Raw genomic sequence first — 20,896 nt, forward strand, 5'->3', positions numbered from 1 at the left:
TTTCACCACAAAAGCGGTTTACAAAGACACAAGTTTTATTTCACGCAGATTAAGCAGATTGGGCAGATTATTAAAAATATCTGCGCACATCTGCTTAATTTTTTTTAATCTGCGTGAAACAAAAATTCTTTTAAATTCTTGCAATCCCGATAAATATCGGGAGCAGCAAAAAACCTCTGCCCCTACGAACCTCTGCCTCTTTGTACCTTAAAATAACCTGAGCTTCAAAACAAATAAAATTGAGCTTTTCAACAAAGCAACAACCTTCTGTCTCGACGTAAATTTGTAATGAATTTAAAACACAATTACAATGAACAAAATATGGTTTATCACAGGGAGCTCTCGAGGATTAGGTCGTAATCTTACCGAAGCAGTTTTAGAAAGCGGTGACAAAGTAGCAGCTACTGCACGAGACATTAATCAGTTAAAGGATTTAAAAGAAAAATTTCAAGATCAGATTCTGCCTTTGAAACTTGATGTTACCAATTATGATGAAGTGCATCAGGCAGTAAACAAAGCTGTTGAGCACTTTGGCAGAATAGATGTATTGGTTAACAATGCCGGATTCGGAATCATTGGTGCTGCTGAAGCTTATACAAATGAACAGGTTCGCAGTCAGTTAGAAACCAATTTGTATGCACCAATCGAAATTACGCGTGCCGTCTTACCTTTTATGCGCAAGCAGCGCTCCGGCCGAATTTTACAGATTAGCTCTGTGGGCGGACGAGTTGGAAATGCAGGTTTAACGATGTATCAGGCCGCTAAATTTGGCTTAGGAGGCTTTACTGAGGCTTTGGCTAAAGAAGTTGCTCCACTTGGAATTTTAGTAACGAGCGTAGAACCGGGCGGTTTCCGTACGGATTGGGCCGGAGCATCAATGACCTATGCAGAAGATATTGAAGGTTACGAAATGGTGAAACAACGCACAGATTTCATTAAAGCAGGAAATTTTGTTCCGGTTGGTGATCCTGAAAAAGCAGCGAAAGTGATGGTTGATCTGGCTTCGCATCCAAATCCGCCTGTACATCTTATTTTAGGCAGTGAAGCAATTGGGATTTTACAAAATGCGGATCAAACCAGAACCGAAGAAATGGAAAAATGGCTGAACGTTAGTTTGTCTACAGATCATAAGGATGCTGTTAGTTTTTTAGATACAGAACAAGGAAAATTACTTCTTGGTAAGAAATAATAATTGTTTTGAAATGTTTTTAAACACATCCCGAGGCTTCGTGACAATAGTTTTTCTTTTTTGGTAAAGGCGTTTCACTTGTTTAAACAAACATAGCTTGATACTTTTTTTCAGGCAGATTGGACAGATTTGAGCAGATTAAATCTTTACAATCTGCCCTTATCTGCTTCAATCATTAAAACCTGCGTGAAATATGTTTCTATGTGTTTAAAATAATCTCCAACTTTAATTTTTATAAATTTGTGATATGAACAATTCAAAAATAAATCAAAAGACTTCTCCAATTGCCTATTCGTGCTATTACGCACAAAATCGGGAAGGCGAGCAATTTGCTGCAGAACATGTTTTGAGTTTTCAGATTTCTGGAATACTTACTTTAAATAATGGAAATACAGAGTACGTTTTTAATCCAGGAGATTTTAAGTTTATCAGAAGAAATCAACTTATTAAGTTCGTTAAACAGCCCGACCCGAGTACCGCTTTCCAATCCATTTCTATTTACTTAAATCAGGAAGTATTACGGAATTTCTCCATAAAATACAATCAGAAAATAAGTTTGATTAAAAACCCGGAAACAGAAACGGTTTTTCCTTTAAAACAAGTTCCGTTGTTGACGAGTTATATGAATTCGCTGATTCCGTATATCAATGAAGATCAGTTGATAAATGAAGAACTTCAGACTTTAAAAGTAAATGAAGCCATTACCATTTTACTGCAATGCCATCCCGAATTAAAAGATATTCTTTTCGATTTTAATGAACCCGGAAAAATTGATCTTGAGGCGTTTATGAAAAAGAACTTTCATTTTAACGTACAACTAGACCGCTTTGCTTATTTAACGGGAAGAAGTCTGGCTACTTTTAAAAGGGATTTCCAGCGTATTTTTGATATTTCTCCAAGCCGATGGCTCATTCAGAAAAGATTACAGGAAGCGTATTATCAAATTAAAGAAAAAGGAAAAACACCTTCAGAAGTTTATCTAGAAGTGGGTTTTGAGGATTTATCCCATTTTTCGTTTGCATTTAAAAAACAATTTGGGTTACCGCCTTCTAAAGTTTAGTTTTAGTATTCAGTCGCAGTTTGCAGCCGCAGTTTGCAGAGTAATACAGTTGATCATTTTGAAGAACGAGACGCGAGCGATAGCGAACGAAGTAAATCTTCGTTAGTAACTCCGAAACGAGAGTCCAATCTTTGAATACTGAGACTGAATACTGAGACTGAATACTAAAACCTACCTATTCTCAAGCCAGCTCAAAAATGCCGTAGCTTTCTCTTTCCCAACCAATAGTTTTTCTTCTGTTGGAATAGTCAATTTGAGAATTAGTTTTCTTGAGAAATAATGTTCTGCTTCTCTTATAGCTGAAAAATTGACCAAATACTGCCTGTTGATTCTAAAAAACTGAATTGGCGATAAAAGCTTGTGTACCTCATCAAGAGATTGTGTGATTTGATATTCGGCTTTGTCAAAAGTGACGATGGTTGGGGTTTCGTTTTTAATGTAAAAAAAGGCAATATTCTCTGTTTGAATAGTTTGGTATTTATTGTTTTTAAAAACCAAAAAACTGCTTTTTCCTTTATTTTCGCCTGTTCTCGTTAAAAGATAGTCGAAATCAGGCATCATTTTTTTATTTCTTTGGAAGAAGTTTTTCAGTTCGCCCGCTTTTTTAATCGCCTGCGAAATACTTTCTCTTGAAAAAGGTTTTAGTACATAATCGATTCCGTTTGATTTGAAGGCTTCGATCGCATAATCATCAAAAGCAGTACAAAAAATTACAGGCGACAAAACCTCAACATTTTTGAAAATTTCGAAACATAAACCATCTGCAAGCTGAATATCCATAAAAATCAAATCGGGCTGATCGTTTTCTAAAAGATAACTTACGGCTCCGTCTATACTTTGAATATATGACAAAATCTGAGCATCGGGTCTGATACTCAAAATAAGCTGACCAAGTGCTTTGGCCGTTTTTACCTCATCTTCAATTATTACGATATTCATAAATCAATGGAATTTTTACTTTAAAAATAGTTTCGGTTTTATCAATTATAATTTCTTTCTTAACCAAGTGCATAAATCGCTGATTGATATTATCTAATCCAACTCCGGTTGATAAAGTTCCCCTTTTAAGCTGCACTGGGTTTTCGATTACCAGAAAATCATTTTCGGTATATAGTTTAATTACCAAAGGTTTATCGAGAGAAACTACGTTGTGTTTAATACAGTTTTCAATAAGCAATTGCAATGAAAACGGCGGAATTGCACAATCGTATTGATTTTCGTCGATTTCTTTTACTACTTCAAATCCGTCTTCAAAACGGGCTTTCAGCAGGTATACATAAGAGTCTAAAATCTGAAGTTCTTCTCGCAGCGGAATCAAATCCATTTTTCTGCTTTCTAATGTAAATCTGTAAAAATCAGACAATTTCAAAATAAAGTCAGAACTCTGAGGATCGTGCATATCCACCATCGATTTTAGAGTATTCAAACTATTAAACAAAAAATGCGGATTTACCTGTTGTTTCAAAAGTTCATATTGTGCTCCTAAATGTACAGCTTTCGTGCGCTCCAACTCCACTCCCATCTGCTGGGTTTGATAATTTTGAAAAAGTAAATGCAGAAACATATATACAATCAAATTGATCAAAATACCACGAAGTTCAAACATAATTGGTGCATCCATTTTAGAAACCTGAAAAAGCTCCTGATGTGCGATTACAAGAATCACCATCAGCAAAATCCCCATAACCACACTCAGCAAAAGTTTCCAGTTAAACAGACTTTTATTGGTGCGCTGGGATGAAAATTTTGGCAGGCTGTAAATGTTATAATACCATATAAAAATGGAAAACATAAGGGTAATTGAAGAATTGATGATGATATCTCCAGGCGTCGAATCGGCATCAAATAATTTGGGAATCGAAGCCAGAATTGCCAGCGCAATCGAACTTCCCCAAATTACTTTAAGCGAAACCTGAAAACGTTTTACTTTTTCCATAGTTGTATCAGTTTTTTATCCTGTTGTTCAAAGATAGGTTTATTTTGATTTTTTAAAACACATAGAGACATAGTTTTTCTTTGCGGATAAAGGCGCTTCACTCATTTAAACACGGATAGATTGTTAATTTTCTCTCGCAGATTTAGCAGATTTTTCTTTTCGACCAGCTAATTTTCATTCTCATTTTTGTCATCCTTCGTTCCTCAGGATGACAAAAATTGCGTAAAATCTATATTAAAAAAAATTAGGCTCGTTTTACTTCTAAAATTGCTCCTGAATTCATGTCCTGTACAAAGCCGATGATTTCGAAATCTTTTGTATTGAAATTTTTAGGAAGATGAACCGAAGCTGTTCCTTTTTTGGCTTTATTTAAATCTACACTTTGAAGCTGACGCACGATTTGATAATGTGATAAAACCCTATTTGCATTCTCACCTCTTTTTACATTGCTTTTGGCTTCTTTTTGAACTACCGCAATTAATAAACGGCTGTTTTTTGAAGTGCCTTCTACATTATAATTTACCGAAAAAGAATTGGCATCCTGACTGGTTTCTAAACTTAAATTCGTCGAAGCTGTTTTAGAAAGTGCCGATTTGATTCCGTTTCTCAGACTTGTTTCCTGAGAACCTATATAATCAATTTTTCCGTTAATGATTACCTGCGGTGTATAGATTGGATCTTTGCCCATGTATCTGGCATAATCGTATTGCCTTTTGGTATAATCTGCATTGCTGAAAATATCTTTCCAGCCTTGCTTGTCCCAATAATCAACGTGATAAGAAAGCACATAAACATTTTTATCTCTTAATTCATTTTGAATTTTCCCAAGTAATTCATCAGCCGGCGGACAACTCGAACAACCCTCGGAAGTATATAATTCTAAAAGGGCAAAACCTTTTTTATCTGGATTACTTTGGCTGAAAATGGTGTTTCCGGTTAAGAAAAACAGCATTGCAAAAGCACTTATTATTTTTATCTTTTTCATAATTTTTGTGTTGGATTTTAGATGTTGAATGTGAAATGTGAGATGTGAGATGTGAGATGTTGAATGTTGAATGTTGAATGTGAAAATGTGAAAATGTGAAATGTGAAAATGTTAGATGTGAGATGCTGAATGTGAGATGTGAGATATTAGATGTGAAATGCAACAATATATCATTTCACTTTACTTTTTACATCTAACTTTTTACATTTTACATCTAACTTTTTACATCTAACTTTTTACATCTAACTTTTCACATTTTCACATCTAACATCTCACTTTCTACAACTTACAGGATATTAATCTCAACGTTTATATTACCTCTTGTTGCTTTTGAATACGGACAAGTTTGATGTGCCTGAGCTGCCAAAGCTTCTGCCGTTTCACGATCAATTCCCGGGAGGCTGATGTTTAAACGTGCCTGAAGAGAGTATTCGCCTTCTGTTACACACAAATCAACTTCGGCATCTACCGCAGTTTCTGCCGGCAGTCTAACTCCTAATTTTGAAGCTGCGATTCCTAATGCGCCAATAAAACAAGCCGACCATCCTGCCGCAAATAACTGCTCCGGATTTGTTCCCGGACGCGATGATCCCGGAGAACTTAATTTGATATTCAATTGTTCATCTGAACTTTGAGAAGCACCTTCTCTGCCACCTGTTGTGTGTGTTTTTCCTGTGTATAATACTTTTGTGTCCATGATTTATTTAATTATTAATTGTGAATTATTAATTGTGAATTTTATATGCTTTATGTTATTTTTTTATGCAAAAAGTGACGAGTGAAAATAATTAACCATTCACCATTTACAATTCATTATTATTTTGCAACATCAATTATAGCCTGTGCAAATGATTTTGGGTCTTCTTGCGGCACGTTGTGTCCAATTCCTTTTAGAATTCTATGGGCATACTTTCCGGTGAATTTGCTGGCGTACGCTTTTCCATCTGCAAAAGCGCCGTCAAAATCGCTTCCTATTGTAATTGTAGGCACTTTAATTTCCGGTCTTGCGGCCAAACGTTTTTCCAAAGCATCGTATTTAGATTCTCCAGCTTCCAGAGATTGTCTCCATCTGTAATTGTGAATTACAATTGCCACGTGGTCCGGGTTGTCAAAAGACTGCGCTGTTTGATCGTAAGTAGCTTTGTCGAAATTCCATAACGGAGAAGCGATCTGCCAGATTTGTTTGTTGAATTCGTAAGTGTTTTGGCTGTAGCCGAGTTTTCCTCTTTCGGTAGCAAAATAATATTGATACCACCATCCTAGTTCAGCTTTTGGAGGCAATGGTTTTAGATTCGCTTCCAGATTTACCACCAAATAACCGCTTACCGAAACCAGACCTTTTACACGTTCCGGCCATAGCGCCGCCATAACCACTGCTGTTCTGGCTCCCCAATCGAATCCGCCAATAACGGCTTTGTCGATTTTTAAAGCATCCATAAAAGCGATAATATCAGTCGCTAAAGCTGCCTGCTGTCCGTTTCTGAAAGTAGCTGCAGAAAGAAAAGTTGTGGTTCCTGAACCTCTTAAATAAGGCGTAAAGACATGATATCCTTTTGAAACTAAAATAGGCACTACTTCATTGTAACTGTGAATGTCATAAGGCCATCCGTGAAGCAGGATTACAGGAGTTCCGTTTGAAGGACCAGCTTCTGTATACCCCACATTTAATAATCCCGCATTGATTTGTTTTAAAGTTCCTAATGAACCTTCTTGCTTTTGTGCCTGCGCAATTGATACTGCGTTTACTAAAAGAATGGCAATTAAAAGAACTGCATTTGTAAAACTGTTTTTGATTTTTAATATCGTTTTCATAATTTTTAATGTTTTGATTAGTTGATTATCAGTTAATTTCTTCGTCAAAGGTATTCTGGGAATCCTCTTTTTGAAAGAAGAAAAAAGCTGAAGTGGACAAAGTAAAAGTTGAAACGGACAATCGATTAGTTATGAGTTATGAGTTATGAGTAGTTTAACCGCAAAGGGTGCAATCCCGAAGCCTCGGGATACGCAAGGTTCGCTAAGTTTTTTTACACAGCTTTGCGATCTTTGCGTTTTTATAGAATCCAATAGGCCAAAAGTCCTTGCGCTCTTTGCGGTCAAATCATTCGCATTTCAACCTGAAACCTGAAACTATTTCTTCATAAATATTAACCGCAAAGGGTGCAATCCCGAAGCCTCGGGATACGCAAGGTTCGCTAAGTTTTTTACACAGCTTTGCGATCTTTGCGTTTTACAGAATCCAATAAGCCAAAAATCCTTGCGCTCTTTGCGGTTAAATCATTCGCATTTCAACCTGAAACTTGAAACTTAAAACCTGAACCCCAGAAACTATTTCTTCATAACCAAAACCGGTTTCCCTTTTTCGACTATATAAGTTGCCAGTTCTGAAGCTTTTGTATTGGTATTGTTTTTAGCCGAGTGAACAACTCCGGCAGGAATAAAAAGTACTTCCCCAGCTTTTAAAGTAACGGGGGCCTGACCTTCTACTTCATATTCAAGAGAACCCTCTAATACATAAATAATTTCTTCACCCGGATGCGAATGCTTACCGAAAGCAGTATGTCCGTCAAAATCAATTTTAGCCTGAACAGTTTCTCTTCCCGGAATACTTAAGTCATGTTTTTGTAAATCAGTACGTTTTATTCCGGTTTGAGCTGCGATTTGATTCGGAATCAAAAAGGCTAGTATTCCTAAAATTATAATCGCTATTATTACCCAAGTTTTTTGTTTTTTAGTTTCCATAACATTATTTTTTTAATGGTTAGTTTTTTAAACACATAGGGACATAGTTTTTCTTTGTCTATAAAGGCGTTTCACTTGTTTTAACAAACATAGATTGTTGTATTTTTCACGCAGATTTTAAAAAGATTTAAGCAGATAAACACAGATTTTTTTATTTCATCTGCTCAAATCTGCCGAATCTGCGTGAAACTTTTTTCGCTGCATATATTGCTATGCCATATCTGTTTAAAAATTATTAGATTATTTTCTTAATGATTTAAAAGCGGCACGAAGTTCAACTGAAAACAATTGTGGTTCTTCCCATGAAGCGAAGTGCCCGCCTTTATTTACTTCTTTAAAATAAATCAGGTTTTTGTATGCTTTTTCAGCCCATGTTTTAGGTGCCTGATAAATTTCTCCCGGGAAGACGGTTATCGCAACCGGAATCTTAATTTCGGCTGTTTTTTGTTCTGCAGCATTGAAGTTATTGTTGTTATTTTCCCAATATAAATTAGCAGAAGAATTCGCTGTATTGGTAAACCAGTACAATGAAATATCATCCAGCATTTCGTCTTTGGTCAAAGATTTTTCGGCATTTCCTCCGCTGTATGTCCATTCATTGAATTTATCTAAAAAAAACGAAGCCAAGCCAACAGGAGAATCCGTAAGTCCGTAACCTAAAGTCTGCGGACGAGTCACCATCATTCCGGCGTAACCACCGCCTTTTGTGTATAATTTATTCAGAGAATTAAAAGCTGCATTTTCTTTAACCGATAATCCTCCAGGTGCCGGATCTCCGTCTTTAAGCGCTTTGGCAACATCTGCCGGAACCGTTGCCGGCATGTTTACATGAATTCCTAATAATCCGTCAGGAGCCTGACGCGCCATGGCATCGGCAATAACAGAACCCCAGTCACCGCCTTGCGAAACATACTGTTTGTACCCCAGGCGTTTCATTAAAACATCCCAGGCATTTCCAATTTTCTCTGGTCCCCATCCTGTTGTTTTTGGTTTTTCAGAAAAACCGTAACCCGGCATTGAAGGAATAACCAAATCAAAAGCATCTTCGGCTTTTCCGCCATAAGCTGTTGGATCTGTCAATGGCCCGATAACTTTTAAAAGTTCAAAAAAGGATCCCGGCCATCCGTGAGTAATGATCAACGGAAGGGGCATTTTTATGTTTGATTTGATATGGATAAATTGAATGTCCAGTCCGTCGATGTTGGTTACGAACTGAGGCAGAGCATTTAGTTTTGCTTCTGTTTTATACCAGTCATAATCGGTTCCCCAATATTTAACAAGATTCTGAATCTGCTCTAGTTTTACTCCCTGAGATTGATCTTTTACCGTTTCCTTATCTGGCCATCTTGTAGCATTGACACGATTGCGAAGTTCTGTAATCGCTTCGTGAGAAACGCTGATGTGATACGGAAGAATTAAATCGGTTTGAGATTGTTTTGCTGTGTTCTGTGCAAAAGATAGTGTCGAAGCCAGAATAAAAGTCCCCGTAGCAATGGCTTGTAAAAAACTGTGTTTGCTTTTTTGAAGTGTTTTCATTTTTTTTTGATTTTTAAATTATTTGAATATCAGTTAATTTCTTCGTCAAAAGTATTTCGATAACCCTTCTTACGAAATGAGAAAACAGTCCAAACGGACGAAGTTTGAGGTGAAACGGACAGAGTGAAATGCGAATAATGTAACCGCAAAGAGCGCAGGGATTTTTTGGCTTATTGGATTCTATAAAAACGCAAAGACCGCAAAGCTATGTGGATAATAACTTTGCAGTCTTTGTTTGATACTTTTTTGCTCGATTAACAATTAAGCCAAAACCATTCCTCCATCCATAATAAAATCTGCCCCGGTGATGAATACAGCTGCTTCACTGCTTAGATAAGAAACCATTTTAGCAACATCTTCAGATTTTCCCATTTGTTTTAACGGTACTTTTTCGACTACAACGTCCATAATACCTTTTACGGTTGATTCGTCTAAGCCCACTTTTTTCATCACTTCAGTTTCTGTCGGACCCGGACTAACCGAATTTACTCTGATTTTTCTAGGCGCTAATTCCAACGCCGCGGATTTCATAACCGAATTCAAAGCGGTTTTACTGGCAGAATAAACCGAAGATCCCGGTCCCGGCATACTTGCTGTATTCGATGAAAGAAATACAACAGAAGCACCATCTTTCAAAATAGGAATAAAACGGCTTAAAGTAAAATAAGCTCCTTTTAGATTCACATTCATAATGCTGTCAAATTGTTCTTCAGATGCCTGCTCGATATTTCCTAAACCCGCAATTCCGGCATTAATGAAAAGGATATCCACTTTTCCAAAATCTTGTTTAACCCTTTGTGCCAGATTTTCGATATCGGAAACATTCGATTGATCGGCTGTTATGGCTGTAACACCCAACTCTACTGCCGCTTTTTCAATTGCTTCTTTTCTTCTTCCGGTGATAATAACTTCTGCTCCCTGTTCTTTTAGTTGTTTTGCTGCAGCATACCCTATACCGCTGTTGCCGCCTGTTATAACTGCAATTTTATTTTTTAAACTGTCCATTTTCTTTGTTTTAAATTAATGGTACAAAGTTAAATTGCAAAACATATTGCTTTTTTAAAGGTATCATTGAGTATACCAGAATGCGTAAATTAACATTTTAAGATTCTGAAAATTCAAATTAAACCAAAACAGAAAAATTATTGTTAAATATCAACGTTACGATTTGCATTTTTTTGGTTAAAATTATCCGATTTATTCATATTTAAAACCGTTTTTTCTTAATTTATTTCTAAAAACTCACTAAACAGCTGTTAAATCTTAATCAATTTTCATTGTAAATACTGTAAGAAAATGTATATTTGAGTAATACTGAATTTTATTATCGTGCAAGAAAAAACAAAATCACATAGTTTTATATTTCCAAAAACTCCTACGGGAGTAGACGGACTAGACGAGATTACTGATGGCGGTTTCCCAAAAGGGCGTCCAATCTTAATCTGCGGTGGTGCCGGCTGCGGAAAAACATTATTGTCCATGCAATTCCTTATTAAAGGAATTACAGAATATGGCGAACCAGGGGTTTTCATGTCTTTTGAAGAACCTTCGGATGATCTTACTTTAAACGTAAAATCGCTTGGTTTCGACCTCGAACAACTTAAAAAAGATAAAAAACTCGTAGTAGACCATGTTCGTGTAGAGCGATCAGAAATTGAAGAAGCGGGTGAATATGATCTTGACGGATTATTTATTCGTTTAGGCCATGCGATTGATTCTATAAAAGCAAAACGTGTGGTACTCGATACCATAGAGTCTCTATTTGCTGGTCTTGATAATCAGGCAATTTTAAGGGCCGAACTTCGAAGATTATTTCATTGGCTGAAAACAAAAGGCGTTACGGCTATTATTACCGGAGAACGAGGCGAAGCAACGCTAACCCGTCAGGGATTAGAAGAATATGTATCTGACTGTGTTATTGTTCTGGACCATCGCGTAATCGAACAGGTTTCGACCAGAAGACTTCGTATTGTAAAATACAGAGGCTCAACACACGGAACAAATGAATATCCTTTTTTAATTGATGAAGAAGGTATTTCGGTACTTCCTATTACATCTCTAAAACTGGACAATGAAGTTTCTTCGGATATTATTTCTACTGGTGTTCCCGGATTAAATGATATGTTTCATGGCGGCGGTTTTTATCGCGGCAGCAACATATTGGTTTCAGGAACTGCAGGAACTGCCAAAACTACCGTTGCCTGTTATTTTGCGCATGAACAATGCGAAAAAAATGAAAAAACCATTTATTTTGCCTTTGAAGAATCGCCGCAGCAATTGGTTCGCAATATGAAATCAATTGGAATTGATCTGGAAAAACATATCAATAAAGGTATTTTGCAAATTCATTCTTCCCGTCCGTCATTAAACGGTTTAGAACTCCATTTGCTTACGCTTAGAAAATTGATCAAAGAATTTGAGCCCACCACTATTATTATCGACCCAATCAGTAACCTGATTACGGTAGGAAGCGAACAAGAAGTTCGTTCGATGCTGGTAAGACTCATAGATATGCTGAAGGCTAATAATATAACGGCATTGTTTACTTCATTAAACAAACAAACCGACAATTTCAGACCTGATTTGGCTGAGGAATCTGTATCGTCTCTGGTCGATACCTGGATTACCGTTCGCGATATGGAAGGTGTTGGAGAAAGAAACCGGGGCATCTTTATTATCAAAGCCAGGGGAATGGGACATTCTAATCAGGTTAGGGAATTTGTCATTACCAGTAAAGGAATTGAATTACTCGACGTAGAATTAGGCCCTCAGGGAATCCTGACCGGAGCTGCGAGACAAACCCACCAGTTTAAGAAAACCATTTCTGATATTAAGCTTCAAAACGAAATCAGCAGAAAAGACAGGGAAATTGCCCGTAAACGCAAAGTTCTCGAAGCCAATATTGAAGCATTAAAAACCGAATTTGAATCGGCAGAAGAAGAATTGAGTATCCTGAAAGCAACAGAAGAATTACAGGCTAAATTATCTTCTAAGAAAAAATAAAACCGAAATGAAAAAAGAAGTAGCCGAATGGCAATTACTGCTTTATATAGCAGGCCAAACGCCAAAATCGATCAAGGCGCTTGAGAACATAAAAAAGTACGCCGAAGAGCATTTAAAAGGAAAATACAGCATCGAGATTATCGATTTGCTGAAGAATCCGCAATTGGCAGAAGGCGATCAAATTTTGGCTGTACCAACCCTGGTGAGAAAATTTCCTGAGCCTATCCGAAAAATTATAGGTGACCTTTCTAATGAAGAAAGAGTGCTTGTAGGACTTAATATTAAACCTATAAACGCTTAGACATGGAAGATTCATCTGATGGCACAAGTACAACCAAACATAAGTTCATTCTTTTTGTTTCAGGTATGTCTGTTAAATCAGGACATGCAATAGAAAACTTACGCAGAATATGCGACACTTATCTCAAAGAAAATTACGAGTTAGAAATCGTAGACATCAGCCGGGATAAAGAACAGGCTGTGATTCATCAAATTGTAGCAATACCAACGCTGTTAAAGATTAATCCCGAGCCCAAAAGAATCATTTTAGGTGATTTATCAGATAAAGATAAAGTACTAAGAATATTAAATTTAAGTTAGAATTTGGAGGTTACCGATAAAAATATAGAATCATTACTGACCGAAATAGCGTCATTAAAAGAACAGCTTTTTGAAGCCAATAGTATAGTTGAAGCCATAAAAGAAGGAGATGTAGATGCACTAGTATTAAACAATAACGGAGTGCCGCAGCTTTATTCTCTGGAAACGGCCGATTACACCTATCGCCTTCTTATTGAAAAGTTCCGCCAGGGTGCGCTTAGTATTTCGCGTAAGGGGCTTATATTGTATTGCAATGATTATTTTTCCGAGCTTGTTGGTATTCCTACCGAGCAGATTATCGGAACGTATTTAAATGAATATTTTGATAATCCCACCCAGTTTGTCCAGCTTATTCAGGCACTTCGATACGGAATCGCTACGCACGAAATTCTTTTTAAATCTGATGATGACAAAAAAACTTTTCCGGCTTACATCGCTCTAACTGATCTAGAACCTGCCGTAGAAGCTATTGGAATTGTTGTTACCGATTTAACCGAAAAGAAAAAACACGAAGAAGCCCTGATTCAGCATCAGCTGGAGTTAGAAGAAAAAATCAGGGAGCTAAACCGGATCAATACCAATCTCGAAGAATTTATTCACGTAATCTCGCACGATTTAAAAGAACCGCTTCGGAAAATTGTAATGCATAACGACCGCATCGACGGAAGTTACTTGTCTGAAGGTGATGCCAAATCTATGAATGTTTTAAAATCCTCGGCATTGCGTTTGAATTCACTTGTTGATGATTTAGTACAATATTCGTCGCACACCGCACAGGAAGAACGAACCGAAATTAACCTCGCCGCCATAATAGCCGAAGTCATCGAAGATCTCGAAATTATTATTACCGATAAAAAAGCCCAAATTCAAATTGGAAAACTTCCTTTAATAAAAGCTTCCAAAGTACAAATCCGCCAGCTTTTTGGCAACCTCATCACCAACGCCATCAAATACAGTAAAGAAGCCGCTGCACCGTTTATAGAAATTTATCAGGCCGAAAATTTAAATGCCGAAATGCCAAATCAAAACGCTAAATTTGTAAAGATTCAGATTAAAGACAACGGAATTGGAATGGAGTCGAGTCATCTTCTTAAAATCTTTACCATTTTTCAGCGCCTGCATGCCAGAAACGAATATTCAGGAAACGGTATCGGCCTTGCCATTTGTAAAAAGATTATGGAAAATCACTCCGGAAACATAACCGTTGAAAGTACGCTGAACGAAGGCACAATATTTAATCTTTACTTCCCAATCTTATAAAATGCCAGAAAAATATAACTTACATATCATAATCGCTGAAGATGACAATGATGACGCTGACGTTATCTGCGAAACCTTCAATCAAAACCCAAATTTTGGAAAAGTAAGTCTTGTAGCCAATGGTGAAGAACTTCTCAATTACCTAAAAGACGCGTCAAACGAAAACCCTGACGTGATCCTGACAGATATTAACATGCCCATAGTTGACGGTATCGAGGCCTTACAGCAGATTCTAAACAATTCAGACTTAAAGGACATTCCGTGCTTTGTTTATTCTACCAGCATAAATCCATCTTACAAAGAAAAATGCGACATACTGGGCGTAAAAGCTTATCTTATTAAACCTTATTCTTTTGAGGCTTTCGCCGAAATCCCGAAGACAATTTTGAGTATTATCGAAGCGTAGACTTTTCAATAATTACATATTAAAGGCAAGATTATTTCTATTTAGAATTTGATCTTGCTTTTTTTTGAGAGTGAGATTAGTTTCGCTTTTGAAATTAAAACTCATAATCATTTTTATGATTGAGGGTTTTGTTTTTTATTCTGTTTGGAAAATCCTTATAAATACTGGTTGTTAGGGATTGGATTATTTATATCTTGCTGGTATTTTTTTTTGTAAATTACGGTTTACCGTACTTGGAGTAATTCAATTCTGCTCATCATTACAATTAATTAAAAAAGATTAGATATGGAGTATATTTTTGAAAAATATGATTTAAGCCTTTTAGATAATGATAATAATAGTTGTAGAATTCAATTATCTCCCAAAAATGGAAATGCATTATTAAAAGAAAGAAGAAAGCTTTATATAATTCATTATCGAAATGAAGTTCTTTATGTAGGCGAAGCAAATACTTCTATTAAAACTAGATTTCAAAGAGGGATCGCATCTTTCAATTATTTTACACAAAATGGTAAAGCAAGAGGAGGATATAAAGGCTATAAATGGCTTAATAAGCTAGATAATACTTATCGAAATTTATCAGTTTCTGTCGCGATATTTGATGATAAATATGATGATCAAAGAAGTTTTATTGAAGCAATAGAAGGTGAACTAGTTTATTTAGTTAGAAAAAAGTTTAATTACTGGCCAAAGTTTCAAAATGAAATTCATTTTAGTAATTGTGAAGGAGCTAAAGAAATTGCAACAAATATATTGACACTGCTACAAACGGAAACAAATAAAAATTTATCTTAAAAAAATCAGGGATCAAGCATTCACCATACCCGTCCCTGATTTTTGAATAAATAATTAACCAAATCGTATTTATCTTCTTCCTCTAAAACCACCGCCGCCTCTAAAGCCGCCTAAACGGCCTCCGTCTCTTTGGAAGTTTTGGAAATTTCGGGTTTGCATTTCGCCACGATCTCTGGAGAATGCCGAGCGATCTAAATCGTTGGTAATATCAGGATGCCCGGCTTGTCCAAGTGGTTTATCCGGCTGTCCGAGAGTTTGATTGGCTCTAGGGAAATTATCACGCTGGATTCCCTCTCCTATTCGGTTTTCTCCTCCTAAATTACGGGTTTCACCTCCCAGATTTTGATTAGCTTTAGGCAGATTATCACGCTGAATCCTTTCCCCTTCTCCATTTGCTCCCAATCCCTGATTAGGTCTGTTGCGCTGTATCGCAGTTCCGGAACCTTTTGTCGAGCCTAGTTTACCCGCTTGTGTCCAGCCTCCGTTTCCGTTGTTATAATGGCTCCAGTTTCCGTTAGCATCCCTTTTGTAAACATGTCCGTCGTGTCCGGCATATAAATTATTGTTGGTGTGAATCGTGGTGCCGCCTCCCCTATGATGTGTAATTACACCTTTATTTCCACCAGAAGTTTCGTACCCAATTGCCGTTCCGCGTCTCGTAGTCACATGTCCGGTCTGAACCCATTGACGGCCGTTTGTAGCAGCCGAATGCCCCCATTGTGCATACGCATTATGACCTTGGTTGGTTCTGGCATAATTTCCTGTCCACGGATTGTACGAACTAGCTGCTGTACGACCTCCGTACCAGCCTTGCATACTTGCAGAACGTCCGTATCTTCCTGTTGCCGGATTATACCAAGCCGATGTTCCTGCTGCCCCATAAGGACCGTAAACATTTCTTCCTGCTGCCCAGCCTCCTGTCCACGGATTGTAAACCGCTCCGCCTCCATAAGCATAAGGCCACGGACGGTAAATTGGATATAAACCGCCGTAATAAACATAAGGCGGGTAATACCATCCTGTGCCATAAGTTAATATAGCACCCAATGTAGCCCCCACAATAAAGGCTCCAAAATATCCCGCTGTTGTGCTGCTTTCTACCGTTGTATCGGTTGTAGTTTGGGTAACATACGTTACATTATAAACTGGAGAGCTTGGCGGAATGGTATAAATTTCTTTCGGAACAGAATCGCAGGTTTTCCAAGGTCCGTTAGGGCTTGTCGACATGAACCAAACGGCCTGAAAACACAAATAATACAAATCACCTACTTTTATGATTTTCTCCTGAGTATTGCTTGCATACTGCATTTTTGTGCCTTCAATAGGTTTAAATTGCGGCGTTCCATCATAAGTAACTTTTACTTTTGCTTCGGCATCAGATTTCTTTATTATGGCTGTTGTAGGAACCTGAGACAGCATTACAGCATCTTGCGCTTCCTGAGTTCCGGGTACAGAGGTTAAAACATTTCCTCTTGGAGAATCTTTCGGGATTTTAGCAAAATCGGCAGGAAGATTATTTCCTGCATACGACCATGGTCCTGTTAATTCTTTCGATTTAAACCATCTTCCGGATAATAATACATAATACTGTCCATCGGCTTCATTCGCAAAAATATCATTTTCGGTATTGTCGATGTATAATAATTTGGTTCCGTCAATTTTAACAAATTTAGGATTTCCATTTACTGCTATTAATTCAGCCGGTTTACTGCTGTAGAAAACCTGTGGAACAGTACCACCGGATGGAGGCGGAATCATCTTCTTAACATCATCAAAATTCTGTCCTGAAGGCAGATTATTTAAACCAGAAGCCAATTTGGTTGTTCTGGTCCATTTTCCGTCTAATGTTTTTGAAGTAAGCCAGACATTATCGGCCAGCAAATAATAATCTTTTGCTGTTTTATCAAAAAACAAATCCCAATTAGTATTGACTACATATTGTATATCTGTTTTGTCTATAGGGACCAAAACAGGTTCTCCCTGCACAATAAGCAAAACAGCCGGATTGGTGCTGTAAAAAATAGTAGGAGGATCATTTTTAGCAGTAATTCCTTTCGCCGGGCCCTTGGTTTGATTCAAATCAGCCAGAATGCGATCTACAGAAATAGGATCTCCGCCTTTAGGCAGTGTTTCTTTAAACAATTTTTCCATTTCCGGAATCTTCTTTTTATCAAGAGCAGGAAAACGTACATCGGATACCTGAACATTCTTAAAAAAAACACTTCGATTATCCTTGTCTACTAATGTTTCGGCTTTTAAAGAAGCTACGCCCAAAACTTGTTTTCCATCTTTTGGAGTTAAAGAAAAAGCCAGTCGGGCTGTAATTTCCTTATAATCTTTCCAATCATCAACCTGGGGCTGATAATAAACCAGTTTTGTACCATTAGTATCTATTTCGCGAGGCCAGCCGTTATCGGTCAGTGAGGTAGAGTCAGAAGCAGTTGATTGCGCGGCTTCTGTACTTGATTGATTAGAATCTTTGTCTTTCTTGCAGGAGAAAAAAATTGAACTAACACAAACTACAATTATTAGAAAAGCTTTTTTCATAAATTAAAAATTTGATTACTATTTATTGAAAAATTGGTTTTTATCTATACCCAAAAAAATTGTGATGTATAAAAGTATATTTAGGAAAAGTACAAACCTATTTATGAGACTTTTAATTGGTTTCATTTTCTAACTTGAAACCAAAAATTTATTTGAAACAATTGAACGCAGTTATTTTTTTGATTTATAAAGCGTATAAAATAGAAGTGAATTGATTAAGAATAATTTTTTAAAAACAAAACAGAACCCCACAGCCCTGATTTATTATAATTATAAAATAATTTTATAACTACTAAAAATTATTAATTTGATTAATAATAACTACCGCCATAAATTTGTCTCATCAAAATCAAACAATTGATTTGAAAAAATAAATAACAACTTTAAAAAATAGAAATCATGAAATTTACAAGAAGAGCAAATGCAAACTGGAAAGGTACAGGAATGGAAGGAAAAGGAACCATTAGTACACAAAGCACAACATTGGATAATGCACAATTGTCTTTTAAAACTCGTTTTGACGAAGGTGTTGGAACCAACCCGGAAGAATTAATTGCTGCGGCACATTCAGGCTGTTTTACCATGCAGTTAAGTTTTTTATTATCAGAAGCAGGATTTGTGCCGGAAGACTTAAACACAACAGCAAAAGTAACTTTTGAAGACGGAACGATTACTTTAATTCAATTAGAATTGACCGGAAAAGTTTCTGGGATCTCTGAAGAAGATTTCCAGAAAGCAGCACAAAAAGCGAAAGAAATCTGTCCGATTTCTAAACTTCTTAATACTGAAATCACTTTAGCGGCAACGTTAAATTAATTTCTAAATATAACAACACAACAATTAAAATCTATAATCAATCCCGTCCCGAGGTTTCGGGATCGGGACTAAAATCTAAAATAAAATGAAAACAATATTCAAAAGTTTTTTAACATTCGCAGTATTAATTTTAAGCTTAGCGTTTACATCAGCAAATGTAAACGCACAAACTGCCTCTCAAATTAAAAACGTAGTCTTGGTTCACGGTGCTTTTGCAGACGGATCTGGCTGGAAAGGTTTGTACCAAATTTTAACCAAAAAAGGGTATAATGTAACAATCGTTCAAAATCCGTTAAGTTCTTTAGAAGATGATGTTAAAGCAACTAATTTAGCTTTAGACAAACAAGACGGCCCTGCAATTTTAGTGGGACATTCTTGGGGCGGAACAGTTATTACAGAAGCCGGAAACCATCCAAAAGTTGCCGCTTTGGTTTATGTAGCAGCTTTACAGCCTGATAGTGGCGAAAATTCTATTCAATGGTTGCAAACTGCCCCTCCAGCTCCTGAAAATGGTGTATTGCCTCCAGATGATAAAGGAATTGCTTATTATGATAAAGCAAAATTTCATGCTGGTTTTGCAGGCGATTTAAGTAAAGAAGATGCTGATTTTATGTTTGCTTCGCAAGGTGCTTTTTATGCAAATGGTTTTGGAACACCAATTACAAAAGCAGCCTGGAGAACTAAACCATCTTACGGAATCATAGCAACAGAAGACAAAAGTATCGTTCCAAGCATTCAACATGCTATGTACAAACGTTCTAATAGCAAAATTACAGAAATAAAAGGAAGCCACGTGGTTTTTATTTCACAGCCGGCAAAAGTCGCTAATGTAATTATTGAAGCTTCTAAAAAATAAATTTCAAAAAAGAAATTCCAAATTCCAAACTTTCTAAGACTTGGAATTTGGAATTTAAATAGTTTTAAGAAAACTTACTTACCGCTTTCACAAAATACGGCGAATCGTTCCAGCGTATTTTTCGATAGGCAAAATCTTTTTTAAGCGAATCCGGAAGGCAGTTCCATATAGCTTCGTTCATTTTTTCGAGTAATAACTTCTTCGAAAAAGAATCGGAAACTACTAAACTGATTTCCCTTACCGGAATGGGTTCTTTAAAAGGTTTAAAAAGTGGGGATTGTGTTTCGTTTAAAATAGAAAGCTGCGGAATAATAGCAAATCCTAATTGTGCGCGAACCAGATTTTTCAGAGTTTCGATAGAGCTGATATCATACGTAAACTGCTCTTTGATTTTATCTGAAGTTTTGAGTCCGCAGATATCTAAAAGCTGGGCATTATAGCAGAATTCATGATGAAGCAGCAACAATTCGGTTTTATCCGTTGGCTGGAGTTCATAAAACTCTTCATTTGCCATAGGATGCAATTCATTCAAATACGCAACAAATGGTTCTTTAAAAATAGGATGTTCAATTAAATTGGGATTTCCGGTTGGTGTTGCCATAATTACCACATCGAGCGCACCGGTTTCTAAATCTTTCATCAATTGTCCGGTATTAGATTCCCGGATAATAAATTTTACTTTTGGAGCAGCTTCTTTCATTGCTTTAATGAACAACGGAATAAGATAGGGCGATAACGTTGAAATGATTCCGAGTTTTAACTCTCCTTCTAATAGATTTTTCTCGTTCACCACAAAATCACGGATTTCATCAGCTTCGCGGAGAATTTTCCTGGCTTTGTTTATAATTTCAGTTCCAAGAGTTGTAGGTGTTAAGGGTACTTTATTTCGATCAAAAATCTTGATTCCGATTTCTTCTTCCAGATTTTTTAACTGAATTGTAAGTCCGGGCTGCGTTACCATACAAACTTCGGCTGCTCTTGCAAAATGACGTTCTTCGTCTAAAGCGACTATATATTTTAACTGCTGAATGGTCATTGGTGTAGTTTCTAAAATACTGAGATGCTAAGGTAATAAGAATTGCAGATAAACTTTATGAAAGTTGCTGTCGAAATTAAAAACGGAAAGTTGAAATCTGAATCGCAGACAAACTTTGTAAAAGTTCAAAAC

The 20,896-nt window shown here is 36.7% G+C and carries 20 protein-coding genes; 10 read left to right on the plus strand and 10 right to left on the minus strand.

Translation table 11 applies throughout. The features are described from left to right. Positions 1-310: 310 nt before the first annotated feature. Positions 311-1,189, plus strand: a complete 879-nt coding sequence (locus tag BKM63_RS19450) for an oxidoreductase (RefSeq protein WP_071638243.1) — start codon at positions 311-313, stop codon at positions 1,187-1,189. 247 nt (positions 1,190-1,436) lie between these two features. After that, on the plus strand, positions 1,437-2,249 hold the full coding sequence (locus BKM63_RS19455; RefSeq protein WP_071638244.1) for a helix-turn-helix domain-containing protein: 813 nt from the start codon (positions 1,437-1,439) through the stop codon (positions 2,247-2,249). A gap of 171 nt (positions 2,250-2,420) precedes the next feature. Here the strand turns inward: BKM63_RS19455 and BKM63_RS19460 are convergent, their stop codons facing one another. The 8 genes from BKM63_RS19460 to BKM63_RS19495 form a co-directional block, all read right to left on the minus strand. After that, positions 2,421-3,188 carry a LytR/AlgR family response regulator transcription factor gene (locus BKM63_RS19460; RefSeq protein WP_071638245.1) on the minus strand — a complete coding sequence of 256 codons (768 nt, stop codon included), beginning with the start codon at positions 3,186-3,188 and terminating at the stop codon, positions 2,421-2,423. Continuing rightward, positions 3,169-4,185 carry a sensor histidine kinase gene (locus BKM63_RS19465; protein WP_071638246.1) on the minus strand — a complete coding sequence of 339 codons (1,017 nt, stop codon included), beginning with the start codon at positions 4,183-4,185 and terminating at the stop codon, positions 3,169-3,171. Before BKM63_RS19465 ends, BKM63_RS19460 begins: the two co-directional genes overlap by 20 nt. Before the next feature lie 244 nt (positions 4,186-4,429). Beyond that, positions 4,430-5,170 carry a DUF1223 domain-containing protein gene (locus BKM63_RS19470; RefSeq protein WP_071638247.1) on the minus strand — a complete coding sequence of 247 codons (741 nt, stop codon included), beginning with the start codon at positions 5,168-5,170 and terminating at the stop codon, positions 4,430-4,432. Positions 5,171-5,456: 286 nt separating this feature from the next. After that, positions 5,457-5,867, minus strand: a complete 411-nt coding sequence (locus BKM63_RS19475; protein ID WP_071638248.1) for an organic hydroperoxide resistance protein — start codon at positions 5,865-5,867, stop codon at positions 5,457-5,459. Positions 5,868-5,986: 119 nt separating this feature from the next. After that, positions 5,987-6,982: an alpha/beta fold hydrolase gene (locus BKM63_RS19480; protein WP_071638489.1), complete on the minus strand. Its 996-nt coding sequence runs from the start codon at positions 6,980-6,982 to the stop codon at positions 5,987-5,989. Between the two features lie 513 nt (positions 6,983-7,495). Continuing rightward, complete coding sequence (locus BKM63_RS19485; protein WP_071638249.1) at positions 7,496-7,909, minus strand: cupin domain-containing protein; 414 nt, start codon at positions 7,907-7,909, stop codon at positions 7,496-7,498. A 240-nt stretch (positions 7,910-8,149) separates the two neighbouring features. Beyond that, on the minus strand, positions 8,150-9,445 hold the full coding sequence (locus BKM63_RS19490; protein WP_071638250.1) for an epoxide hydrolase family protein: 1,296 nt from the start codon (positions 9,443-9,445) through the stop codon (positions 8,150-8,152). A 261-nt stretch (positions 9,446-9,706) separates the two neighbouring features. Further along, positions 9,707-10,450, minus strand: coding sequence for an SDR family oxidoreductase (locus BKM63_RS19495; RefSeq protein ID WP_071638251.1), 744 nt, complete (start codon positions 10,448-10,450; stop codon positions 9,707-9,709). Between the two features lie 324 nt (positions 10,451-10,774). Between BKM63_RS19495 and kaiC the strand changes: the two genes are divergently transcribed. The 6 genes from kaiC (at position 10,775) to BKM63_RS19525 (ending at position 15,509) form a co-directional block, all read left to right on the plus strand. Next, the gene (kaiC, locus tag BKM63_RS19500; protein ID WP_071638252.1) at positions 10,775-12,448 is read left to right on the plus strand and encodes a circadian clock protein KaiC; all 1,674 of its coding nucleotides are present in this window, start codon (positions 10,775-10,777) and stop codon (positions 12,446-12,448) included. Positions 12,449-12,455: 7 nt separating this feature from the next. Further along, entirely contained in the window at positions 12,456-12,749 is a 294-nt protein-coding gene (locus tag BKM63_RS19505) for a circadian clock KaiB family protein (protein ID WP_053474503.1), read from the plus strand. 2 nt (positions 12,750-12,751) lie between these two features. Beyond that, complete coding sequence (locus BKM63_RS19510) at positions 12,752-13,048, plus strand: circadian clock KaiB family protein (RefSeq protein WP_071638253.1); 297 nt, start codon at positions 12,752-12,754, stop codon at positions 13,046-13,048. Positions 13,049-13,051: 3 nt separating this feature from the next. Next, on the plus strand, positions 13,052-14,308 hold the full coding sequence (locus BKM63_RS19515; protein ID WP_071638254.1) for a sensor histidine kinase: 1,257 nt from the start codon (positions 13,052-13,054) through the stop codon (positions 14,306-14,308). A gap of 1 nt (position 14,309) precedes the next feature. Further along, positions 14,310-14,714: a response regulator gene (locus BKM63_RS19520; RefSeq protein WP_071638255.1), complete on the plus strand. Its 405-nt coding sequence runs from the start codon at positions 14,310-14,312 to the stop codon at positions 14,712-14,714. 285 nt (positions 14,715-14,999) lie between these two features. Further along, positions 15,000-15,509, plus strand: coding sequence for a hypothetical protein (locus BKM63_RS19525; RefSeq protein ID WP_071638256.1), 510 nt, complete (start codon positions 15,000-15,002; stop codon positions 15,507-15,509). 69 nt (positions 15,510-15,578) lie between these two features. Here the strand turns inward: BKM63_RS19525 and BKM63_RS19530 are convergent, their stop codons facing one another. Next, entirely contained in the window at positions 15,579-18,056 is a 2,478-nt protein-coding gene (locus BKM63_RS19530; RefSeq protein ID WP_071638257.1) for a hypothetical protein, read from the minus strand. Positions 18,057-18,455: 399 nt separating this feature from the next. On the opposite strand from BKM63_RS19530, the gene BKM63_RS19535 reads away from it, so the two are divergent. Further along, the gene (locus tag BKM63_RS19535; protein ID WP_071638258.1) at positions 18,456-18,872 is read left to right on the plus strand and encodes an OsmC family protein; all 417 of its coding nucleotides are present in this window, start codon (positions 18,456-18,458) and stop codon (positions 18,870-18,872) included. A gap of 85 nt (positions 18,873-18,957) precedes the next feature. Continuing rightward, positions 18,958-19,728: an alpha/beta hydrolase gene (locus tag BKM63_RS19540; RefSeq protein ID WP_071638259.1), complete on the plus strand. Its 771-nt coding sequence runs from the start codon at positions 18,958-18,960 to the stop codon at positions 19,726-19,728. Positions 19,729-19,792: 64 nt separating this feature from the next. Here the strand turns inward: BKM63_RS19540 and BKM63_RS19545 are convergent, their stop codons facing one another. Further along, on the minus strand, positions 19,793-20,764 hold the full coding sequence (locus BKM63_RS19545) for a hydrogen peroxide-inducible genes activator (protein ID WP_071638260.1): 972 nt from the start codon (positions 20,762-20,764) through the stop codon (positions 19,793-19,795). Positions 20,765-20,896: the final 132 nt, after the last annotated feature.

Origin of the sequence: Flavobacterium johnsoniae, assembly GCF_001879205.1 — a bacterium.
Lineage (GTDB): Bacteria > Bacteroidota > Bacteroidia > Flavobacteriales > Flavobacteriaceae > Flavobacterium > Flavobacterium johnsoniae_A.